Source organism: Komagataeibacter swingsii, from assembly GCF_003207895.1.
GTDB lineage: Bacteria > Pseudomonadota > Alphaproteobacteria > Acetobacterales > Acetobacteraceae > Komagataeibacter > Komagataeibacter swingsii.
The window spans coordinates 1-9,523 of sequence record NZ_NKUB01000053.1; the positions used below are offsets into that span (position 1 = coordinate 1).

General features: G+C 64.3%; 7 protein-coding genes. 3 read left to right on the forward strand and 4 right to left on the reverse strand.

Annotated features, from left to right (window positions below; genetic code table 11):
- Positions 1-223: 223 nt before the first annotated feature.
- Both CFR76_RS16710 and CFR76_RS16715 read right to left on the reverse strand, forming a co-directional pair.
- Entirely contained in the window at positions 224-1,150 is a 927-nt protein-coding gene (locus CFR76_RS16710) for a 4-(cytidine 5'-diphospho)-2-C-methyl-D-erythritol kinase (protein ID WP_110557914.1), read from the reverse strand.
- On the reverse strand, positions 1,150-2,967 hold the full coding sequence (locus CFR76_RS16715) for a tetratricopeptide repeat protein (RefSeq protein WP_110557915.1): 1,818 nt from the start codon (positions 2,965-2,967) through the stop codon (positions 1,150-1,152). The genes CFR76_RS16710 and CFR76_RS16715 overlap by 1 nt, the downstream gene beginning before the upstream one ends.
- A 42-nt stretch (positions 2,968-3,009) precedes the next feature.
- On the opposite strand from CFR76_RS16715, the gene CFR76_RS16720 reads away from it, so the two are divergent.
- Positions 3,010-3,945 carry a uracil-DNA glycosylase gene (locus tag CFR76_RS16720; RefSeq protein ID WP_110557916.1) on the forward strand — a complete coding sequence of 312 codons (936 nt, stop codon included), beginning with the start codon at positions 3,010-3,012 and terminating at the stop codon, positions 3,943-3,945.
- Positions 3,946-4,128: 183 nt separating this feature from the next.
- Entirely contained in the window at positions 4,129-6,105 is a 1,977-nt protein-coding gene (locus CFR76_RS16725) for a lytic transglycosylase domain-containing protein (RefSeq protein WP_110557917.1), read from the forward strand.
- Between the two features lie 164 nt (positions 6,106-6,269).
- Here the strand turns inward: CFR76_RS16725 and CFR76_RS16730 are convergent, their stop codons facing one another.
- Positions 6,270-7,559 carry a hemolysin family protein gene (locus CFR76_RS16730; RefSeq protein ID WP_110557918.1) on the reverse strand — a complete coding sequence of 430 codons (1,290 nt, stop codon included), beginning with the start codon at positions 7,557-7,559 and terminating at the stop codon, positions 6,270-6,272.
- Between the two features lie 127 nt (positions 7,560-7,686).
- Complete coding sequence (hpnH, locus tag CFR76_RS16735) at positions 7,687-8,868, reverse strand: adenosyl-hopene transferase HpnH (protein ID WP_110557919.1); 1,182 nt, start codon at positions 8,866-8,868, stop codon at positions 7,687-7,689.
- 451 nt (positions 8,869-9,319) lie between these two features.
- On the opposite strand from hpnH, the gene CFR76_RS16740 reads away from it, so the two are divergent.
- On the forward strand, positions 9,320-9,523 hold a 204-nt coding region (locus tag CFR76_RS16740), incomplete at its 3' end, for a 1-deoxy-D-xylulose-5-phosphate synthase N-terminal domain-containing protein (RefSeq protein WP_408884378.1).

Consider the following 9,523-nt stretch of genomic DNA (forward strand, 5'->3'; position numbering starts at 1 on the left):
AAACGCATCGGCTCACTCATCAAAGGCTTCTCACCACAGGAATGTGCCAACTACCTCAAAAACTCAGGATATGCATCAACCTAATCACAGAATGCTCTAGGCCACGCCCAGGAAGTAATAAAAGTTTTTGGGGGCCGTTCTTTTTAAAAGGTGGCGTTCTTTTGAAGCTTTTTGAAAAAAGCTTCACCAAAAACTTTTATGATTTACAGTGGGTTGCGTCTGATTACGCAGGCAGCGAATCGGCACGGGGTTCCAAGCGTGCGCCCGTGCGGCACAGGTCGCCGGCCCAGACCCACCAATTTCCGTGACGCACTGCGGGCGCTGCCGCCTGCGCCGCCTCCGGGCTGTCAAACAGGGCGAAACAGGTCGCACCCGACCCGCTCATCCGCGCAAGGCGGCAGCCGGGGGCCGCATGCAGGGCGTCCAGCACAGTCGTGATTTCAGGGCAGATGGCGCAGGCCGCATCCTGCAGGTCATTGGTCTGCGCCGACAGGTCACGCACCATGTCAGCCAGCGTAGACCACCGCGCGGGCAGGCCGGCACGCGGCGTGAAGCCGGGCGCGCGTGACCTGAACACCTGCGGGGTGGAAACACTCTGCCCGCAATTAACCAGCATCATGCCACAGGGGGGCAATACGGGAGCGGGGGTCAGTTCCTCCCCGATTCCTTCCATGCGGGCAGGCATCTGGTCCAGGCACACCGGCACATCGGCCCCCAGGCGGGTCGCAAGCGCCATGAGATCGGCACGGGAGATGGACAGGCCCCATGCCTTCAGCAGCAGCCGCAGCGCCGCCGCCGCATCGGCCGATCCCCCACCAATCCCCGATGCCACCGGCAGTTCCTTGCGCAGCACGATATCCACATTCGGCAGGCGATGCGCCATATCCGGCCCCACATGCGCGCGCAGCAGCGCGCCCGCGCGCACGATCAGGTTATCGGCGCAGTCATCCCGCAGTCCCGGGGCGAATGTCCCCTCGACCCGCAGGCCGACATGCCCCCCGCGCCCGGCACCCTGTTCCAGTCGCAGTTCATCAGCGGCGCCCGCAAACACGGCCAGGCTGTCCAGCAGGTGGTAGCCGTCATCGCGCCGTCCCGTGACATGCAGGTACAGGTTGATCTTTGCATGGGCCAGTTCGCGTAGCGGGGACATCAGTGGTGGGTTCCATTTGCCTGTGAAGGGGAAGGTGCGGGGGGAAGCGCGGGCCGCAGGTCAGCCGGAAGCGTCACGCCGGGACGGCCCGCATTGGCCTGCCATGCCTTGGCATAGGTCAGGGCCGCCGTGATCTTGCGCCTGTCCATGGGGTCGGGCTGGAACTGGATGGCGTTCTGCCATTCATTCACCGCTTCCAACCTGCGGCCCGCCATCCAGTACGCAACGCCAAGATGGTAGTTGATGGCCGGGTCCTGCGGCATCTGCTCGGCGGACTGTTCCAGCAGCGGCAGGCCCTCGGCCACATGGCCAAGCCGCATGAGCACCCAGCCCACGCTGTCACGGATCTGGTTATCGGACGGGGCCAGCGCCAGCGCACGCCGCAGGTAGGTTTCCGCCTGGACCGGGTCGCCGCCATGTTCAACCATGGAATACCCGAGGTAGTTCAGCAGTTCGGCCTCGTTCGGGGAAAGCTGGAGGGCATGCAGCAAAAGCGCGCGCGCCTGTGGCCAGTGGTTCTGGCGTTCCTGCGCTATGGCCTGCCCGAACAGCAGCCGCCAGTCATCGCCTTCCAGCTGGTGCGGTGTCAGGGATACGGCATGCTGGTAGGCGTCCAGCGCTTCAGCCCATTTCTGCTGGTCCAGCAGCGCATCGCCAAGGCTGGACCACAGCATGCGGTCATCAGGGGCCTGCCGCAGCAGGTCGCGCAGTTCCTGCGCCGCCTGTTCCCTGTGCCCCATCACCACATCAAGGTCGGCCTGTTCAGTACGGTAGACCGGCAGCAGCGGATCATCCGCCGGCGCGCCATCCAGCGCCTCACGCGCCTGCCGGTCCTGCTTGCGCAGGTGCAGCATGGAGGACAGCAGCAGCCGGGCTTCCGAATCCGCCGGGTCCAGCACCAGCGCCATGCGCAGCATCATCTGCTCGGTGCCGCGCAGGGTGCCGATCTCCATCGCCATGTCGGGCGGCTGGTGGTCGTCATCCGAGCCGTCATGCGTATAAAGCTGCTGGTCGATCAGCAGGGCGATCAGCCCGTATGCCTGCGCCAGCCCCTGCGTTGCATGGGTCACCACGGGACGCTGGATCATGGCCATGATATTGGCGCGCGCCGCTTCCAGCACCGGCATGCCCGCGATACGCTGGTTGACCAGCGCCTGCGCATCGGCCCCGTGCCCCTGCGCCACCAGCCACCGCGCCATGACCAGCGAGGTAAACAGGTCCCCACCCGTCATGCCGCCAGCCTGCCGGAACAGCGCGTCCGCACGCATCTTCTGCCCCGACAACTGGGCGACCAGCGCGGCATGGAGGGTGTAATATCCCCCCAGCGTGCGATCCTGCCGGGCGGTATCAAGGGCGGCCAGCGCTTCATCCGTCCGGCCCGCGCCCTGCAACGCCCATGCGCGCAGCAGCGGGCGCAGCAGGGTCATGATCTGGTCGGCGGGCGCGCTCTGGTAGCTTGCCAGCGCCTCATCCCATTTTCCCGCAAGGGCGGCGGCATTGCCCAGCACCAGCGCGGACATCACGCCCGGCGTCTGGCTACGCGCCAGGGTCGCGGCTTCCGGCCGGCCGGCCAGGATGCTGTAGTAAAACGCGCGTTCGCTGAACAGGTGGTATGTGGGGGCCAGCCGCGCCGCATTGCCGAAAGCCTGCGCCGCGGTGGCGTTGTCGCCCTCGCTGGAGGCGACGCTGCCGACCAGCAGGTTGGTGGCCAGGTCCTGCTGTCCCGCGTGGATGATGGCTTCATCCGGGGTTGCGGCGTGGATTTCGCGGTTGGGAATCCCGGCGATGAGCGGTACAACAAGGGAGGCCACGACCATGCGTGACAGACGAGGTAAGAGCATGACGCCAGAATCTACCGCGTGCGGCGTCCGCTGCCAAACCCTGCGCATGGGGGCAGGTCGGCGCGTGCGTGCGTTGCCTGTGCGGGATATATCCATCCGATGACTGATTCCCTGTCCCTGTTGCGCCTGTATGTCGAATGGGGCGCCGATGAGGCGCTGGACCCCCACCCACATGACTGGCTGGCATCCGCGCCCACAATAGACGACCGTTCCCGGCCGACACAGCCCCCCCCCATACAGCCAGACGCGGGGAATGGACATAGAAAACACCACCCGGCGCCCCCCCCGCCACGCGGGTCCGCCACCCTGATCGACCAGGCGGTGGCAATGGCGCGGGCGGCGGCGCAGGCCGCGCGCACACTGGCGGAACTGCATGCCGCCATCCGCGATTTCGGGGCATGCAGCCTGCGCGACACCGCGACCAGCAGCGTATTTGTGGAAGGACCGCAAGAAGCCCCGCTCATGCTGATCGGCGAGGCCCCCGACGCGGATGAAGATCGCAGCGGCCACCCCTTTGCGGGGGAAAGCGGGGCGCTGGTCGGCGCCATGTTTGCCAGTATCGGCATTGATCAGGCCAGCCTGCTGCGCGCGCCGGTCATCCCGTGGCGGCCGCCCGGCGGCAGGCCGCCTTCCGCCGCCGAGACGCGGATCTGCCTGCCCTTCATCCAGCGCGCGATCGTGCTGGCGCGCCCCGCGCGCGTGGTGCTCATGGGCAACCTGCCGGTGTCGGTCCTGCTGGACCAGCGCACCACGGCGGCACGCATGCGTGGCCGCTGGCGCGACCTGCCCCTGCCTGCCGAAAGTGCGGATCAGGGTGCAACCGCGCCCATGCCGCAGGCGTTGCCCATGCGCCATCCACTGCAGCTACGCGCCAGCGCCACGGCCCGCCGTGACGCGTGGAAAGATATGCTTCTGATCCGTGAAGCAATCGGCAGCATTCCTTTGAAAACATAAAATGTATTAACAAGATCGCTCCGGGCTATTAGCTTGGGACAAAGCAGCTATTCATTGTGGTTTAAGTGTATGTTTTTTACCGTTTACATATAGTTCCCACATCTGTTCTGAAAACTTATTTACCATCCTGTAATACGATATCTGTTGCTTTCCATTCGCACAGGGCTTACATCCGGCTCCGCTATGCGAGGGACAATCAATACCCCCCATCACGCGGTGGCGGCCTTTCTGGCTGGCGCCGCATTTCTGGCAGGGGCGGCGTTCGCGCCGCTTCGTGCCCAAACAGTGGAAGCCGGGAGGGCGGATCAGGATTCCCCCCCCCACGGTGACCATAACGAGGAAACGGCACTCGCCCTTCCGCGCCTGCCCGCACATGGCAGCGCCGGGCTGCCGCGTCCCCTCGCGCCCGATGACGTAAGCCGTATCCGCCGGGTGTTCCGGCTGCAGGCCGATGGCAAGTTCGACGCCGCCATCCGTGAAACGGCCGCCATCCACGATGATACCCTGCTGGGTGATATCCTGGCCGCGCGTTACCTCAACCCGGCCTACCACGCCAATGCGGGGCAGTTGCGGCTGTGGCTGCGCACGTTCTCGGGCCTGGCTGATTCGCCTGCGATCTATTCCCTGCTGTCGTCCATGCCCAACCGGGGTGGCCCCTTGCCGCCAGCGCCCGCCCATAATGCGCTGGACAGCAGCCACCCGCCGCAGCACATCCACCTGCCGGAGGAGGATGACCCCTCGCTGCGCGTCTTCACCCGCAACAGCCTGCTGGACCACGCGGTGCGCGAACGCGCGGCGCAGGGGGTGAAAGGGGCACGCAGCGCCCTGCACCTGATCGCGGTGACGCCGGGCGTGAACGACCTGTATGCCGCGCACCTCCAGGCGGAAATCGCCATGACCCTGTTCAGCAGTGGTGAAAACCGGCTTGCCATGTCGATTGCGCGCGACGCATTTGAAAGCTCCGGCCAGCGGCTGGGGCTTGCAGGCTATGTGGCCGGTCTGGCCGCATGGCGGCAGGGACGGCCCGACATGGCCGAACCCCTGTTCGAGGCTGCGTCACGCGCCAGCCTGACACCGGGCAGCATCCGCGCCGGCGCCGCCTACTGGGCCGCACGCGCCCACCAGGCGACGGGCGACGTGGCGGCCTACCACCCATGGCTGCACCGCGCTGCAGCCGCCCCGCATACATTCTATGGCCTGCTGGCCTCGCAGATCCTTGGGCTGCGCACGCCAGCCCCCAGATCCACCCATACACCCGGTCCCATCGGCCCGAACGCCGCCATGACACTGGCGGCCGAACAGCAGGCCATCCACGCGGGCAACCGCGTGCTGGGTGAAATCGATATCGAGGCGGTCGCCGCCACGCCGGCGGGACGCCGTGCCTTCGCCCTGCTGCAGGTTGGCGAACACGACCGGGCGGAAGCCACCCTGCGCCGCATGTGGCCCGATATCCAGAACGACGCCGCCCTGTGCCATTCCACCCAGATGGTGGCCGACGCCATGAACATGAAGGACCTGTCGGCCCAGATGCTCGCGCTGATCGACACGAACGAGAGCGAGCACAGCACCTACACCTCCCGCTTTCCCCTGCCGCCGCTGCAGCCCGAACATGGTTTCCGCATGGACCCGGCGCTGGTCTATGCGCTGACGCGGCTGGAATCCAATTTCGACAGCAGCGTGGTTTCCGGGGCTGGCGCGCGGGGCCTGATGCAGCTCATGCCCGTGACGGCCTCTTTCATCACGCACGACAGGGACCGCTTCATCCGCCGCCCCGCTGACCTGCATGACCCTGCGACCAACCTCGATATCGGGCAGAGCTACGTGCTGTACCTGGCCCAGCGCTCCACCCAGACCGGCGGGAAGCAGGTGCCTCCGGGCGGCGACATGATCCGCATGCTGGCCAGCTACAATGCCGGGCCATCAGCCATCTCGCGCCATAACGCCACGATGGATGAAGGGGCGGACCCCCTGCTGTATGTCGAAAGCCTGCCCAATGCCGAGACCCGCGATTACGTTCGCCGGGCCTTCACCTTCCTGTGGATCTATGCCGACAGGCTGGGGATTGCAGCGCCTTCACTGGAAACGCTGGCCCGCAATGAATGGCCCGGTTTCGATGCCGAAGTCGCCATGGCGGGCCATGCCGGCCACACCATTCATTAACGGGTCTTTTGCATCCGTTTGGAAAAGGGGCGTTCCGATGGCCACGGGACGCCCCTTTTTTCATGCAGGACGGACCTGAAAGGCGTTTCTGGTGACGCTTTTTTCAAAAAGCCTCGACTTTCTGAAAAAAGGCGGCGCCCGGAAATGTTTACCGTGTCTGGTTATCAGTTTTCCGCCAGCAACTGACGGCTAGCCTGCACGCGCACGACGCGGCGGCCTTCCATTTCCAGAACCTCGAACAGCCATCCGGAAAACACGATCTTGTCCCCCCTGGCGGGCACGCGCCGCAGCAGGGCCAGTATCAGCCCCGCAAGGGTGTGATAGCTGCCCTCGGCGGGCAGGTCGGCCAGGCCAAGCCGGTCCTTGACCTCATCGGCGGGCATGGACCCGTCAAGCACCAGCACATCGTCATGGGCCAGCCGCTGGGGCGGGGTATTGCCCGGTTCATGCTGCTCACCCACGATGGCGCCGAACAGGTCGGACGAGGTCACGATTCCCTCAAACGAACCATATTCATCCAGAACCAGCGCAAGGCCCAGCGGGGAGTCGCGCATGCGCTCCAGCATGTCAAAGGCCGACAGCGTATCAGGCACCGAAATGGGATGACGCAGCCCGATCTCGACCGACGGGCTTTTGCCATCCAGAAACCGGTCCAGCATGTCCTTGGCCAGGATCACGCCCACCGGGTTGTCCACGCCCCCTTCACACACCACGATGCGCGAATAGGTGGTCGAACGCAGCACCTGCAGCAGTTGCGCGCGCGGCACATGCCGTTCCACCCAGCACAGTTCGTTACGCGGGGTCATGATCGCACGGACGGGGCGTTCGGCCAGGCGCAGCAGGCGTTCGATCATGTCACGCTCCTCCTGTTCCAGCACACCCGCCTGCGCGCCTTCGGCAATGTAGGCGCGCAGTTCCTCGACCGAGACGGACTGCCGTATCGCCCCGCCGATTCCCATAAGCTTCAGCACCAGTTCAGATGACCGTTTCAGTAGCCAGACAATGGGCCGCGTCAGCCATGCCATCCATTCCAGCAGCAGCGACAGGCGCGCCGCGATCTGTTCGGGCTGGCGCAGCGCGATCTGCTTGGGCACCAGTTCCCCCAGCACCAGCATGACGGCGGTAATGGCGCTGACCACCAGAAACATGGCCAGCTCATCGGCAATGGAGCGCAGGGCGGGCACATGGGCCAGCCAGCGGCTGACGCCCGCCTCGATGCTGTTGCCGCCAAAACTGCCTTCCAGAATCGAGACAAGGGTCATGCCGATCTGGACGGTGGGCAGGAAGCTCTGCGGGTCCCCCGCCAGTTTCAGGGCACGGTCCGCCCCCTTGGTTCCATCACGTGCAAGGATGGCCAGCCGCGCGCGGCGGGCGGAAATCAGGGCCAGTTCGCCCATGGCAAAAAGCCCGTTGAGCAGAACGAGGCATAATATGACAATCAGTGAGACAACCATGATCCCGCGATCCTACAGCATAATCACACACACGGGCACATGCCTGAAAATACACATGCAAAAGAAAAAGGCGGGGCATATGCCCCGCCTTTCCCTAACGTAATGCGTGAAAGCGCTGGCCGCGCAATCAGTCGGCCGCGTCGGCCGTTTCAGCCGGGGCCGCCACCTTGTTCACGCGCGGCGCGGCCGCGGGCTTCTTGCGGGCGGCAAGTTCGGCCATCTTGGCGTCAACGTGCTGGGTAAACACGTATTCGGCCGGCCGCTGGTTGGCCAGCGAGATTTCCGGGGCCATCGGCTTTTCCGTCTCCGGCCCGAACAGGGCGACCTTGGCAATGTGCCAGGGCCTGCGGACGGCATCCATGACTGCGGTCGATTCGTAGCCGGAATGGACCATGCAGTCGGCGCATTTTTCGTAATTGCCGGTGCCGTAGGCATCCCAGTCGGTATCGGCCATAAGCTCTTCAAAGCTCTTGGCGTAGCCTTCGCCCAGCAGGTAGCACGGGCGCTGCCAGCCAAAGACGTTACGCAGCGGCTTGCCCCACGGGGTGCAGTGGTACTGTTCGTTACCGGCCAGGAAGTTCAGGAACAGCGGCGACTGCGTGAAGCGCCACTTCTTGCCCTTGCCCAGACGGAAGATGTCACGGAACAGCTGCTTCGTCTTGTGGCGGTTCAGGAAGTGTTCCTGATCCGGCGCGCGTTCATAGGCATAGCCCGGCGCGGTCATGATGCCGTCAACGCCCATCGCCATCACTTCGTCAAAGAAGGCGGCGACGCGCTTGGGGTCGGCCCCATCGAACAGGGTGCAGTTGATCGACACGCGGAAGCCACGGGCCTTCGCCTTCTTGATGGCGGCGACCGCGCGTTCGTACACGCCGTCCTGGCACACCGATGCGTCATGCATGGCCGGGTCGCCATCCAGATGCACATCCCACGAAAAGAAGGGGTTCGGCTCGTAATCGTCCATCTTCTTTTCCAGAAGAAGGGCGTTCGTGCACAGGTAGACGTACTTCTTGCGCGCGATCAGCCCACGGATGATATCGGGCATTTCCTTGTGCAGCAGCGGCTCGCCACCGGCCACGGCAATGACCGGCGCGCCCGCTTCGGTATCCGCATCCAGACATTCCTGCAGCGTCATGCGCTGGTTCAGGATCTGGGCGGGATAGTCGATCTTGCCGCACCCGGCACAGGCCAGGTTACAGCGGAACAACGGCTCGAGCATCAGCACGAGCGGATAACGTTTGCGCCGCGTGACATGCTGCTTGACAACATAGGCGCCGACGCGGACTGCCTGCATAATAGGAACGGCCATGAAACCTCTGCTCCTGCACCGGCCCAACGCCGGTCTCACATTTCAAGTCTGGTAGGTCGGATATGGTCACATCCCCCTACAAGAAAACAAGCCCAACATCGCCCAGCCGTGCATTTAGAGCATGCCGAGGTTGCGGACTTGTACGACACATGAAGCCTTTCACGAGGGTATAGGACAGAAACCATCCTGTATTCAATTGCTATCAGCTTTGGTGTGGCCAATTAACAACAGTCATAGAATTAGAGACTGTATTTACAGCCTTAACCGGAGTAACACATCGCGATTACGCTACGGTCGCCATGGTTTTCGTGCCATGAGCCGCCATTCATCGCCGCCGGAGCAGCCTGTTGCCGGCCCCGATCCCGGGGCCGACGGGCCAAACCGAAACCCGGGTTGGTTCCTCCCCTGAAAACGGGGCAAGGGCCAACGCAGAACAATGGACGCGAACATCATGGATCAGACCAAGCCCGCGATTCCGACCCTTGGGCGCTACCCCCAGCTTGACCGGGTACGCATGCCGCATGACATGCGCAACCTTTCGGTGGAGCAGCTGAAGCAGCTGGCGGATGAACTGCGGTCCGAGACGATTGATGCCGTGTCCACCACCGGCGGGCACCTTGGCGCGTCGCTGGGTGTGGTCGAACTGACCGTGGCG

What these genes read in the sequence shown, in the direction of transcription:
- CFR76_RS16710 (WP_110557914.1), bottom strand. Translation starts at nt 1,150, where the DNA reads ATGTCCCCGCTACGCGAACTGGCCCATGCAAAGATCAACCTGTACCTG.
- CFR76_RS16715 (WP_110557915.1), bottom strand. Translation starts at nt 2,967, where the DNA reads ATGGTCGTGGCCTCCCTTGTTGTACCGCTCATCGCCGGGATTCCCAAC.
- CFR76_RS16725 (WP_110557917.1), top strand. Translation starts at nt 4,129, where the DNA reads ATGCGAGGGACAATCAATACCCCCCATCACGCGGTGGCGGCCTTTCTG.
- CFR76_RS16730 (WP_110557918.1), bottom strand. Translation starts at nt 7,559, where the DNA reads ATGGTTGTCTCACTGATTGTCATATTATGCCTCGTTCTGCTCAACGGG.
- hpnH (WP_110557919.1), bottom strand. Translation starts at nt 8,868, where the DNA reads ATGGCCGTTCCTATTATGCAGGCAGTCCGCGTCGGCGCCTATGTTGTC.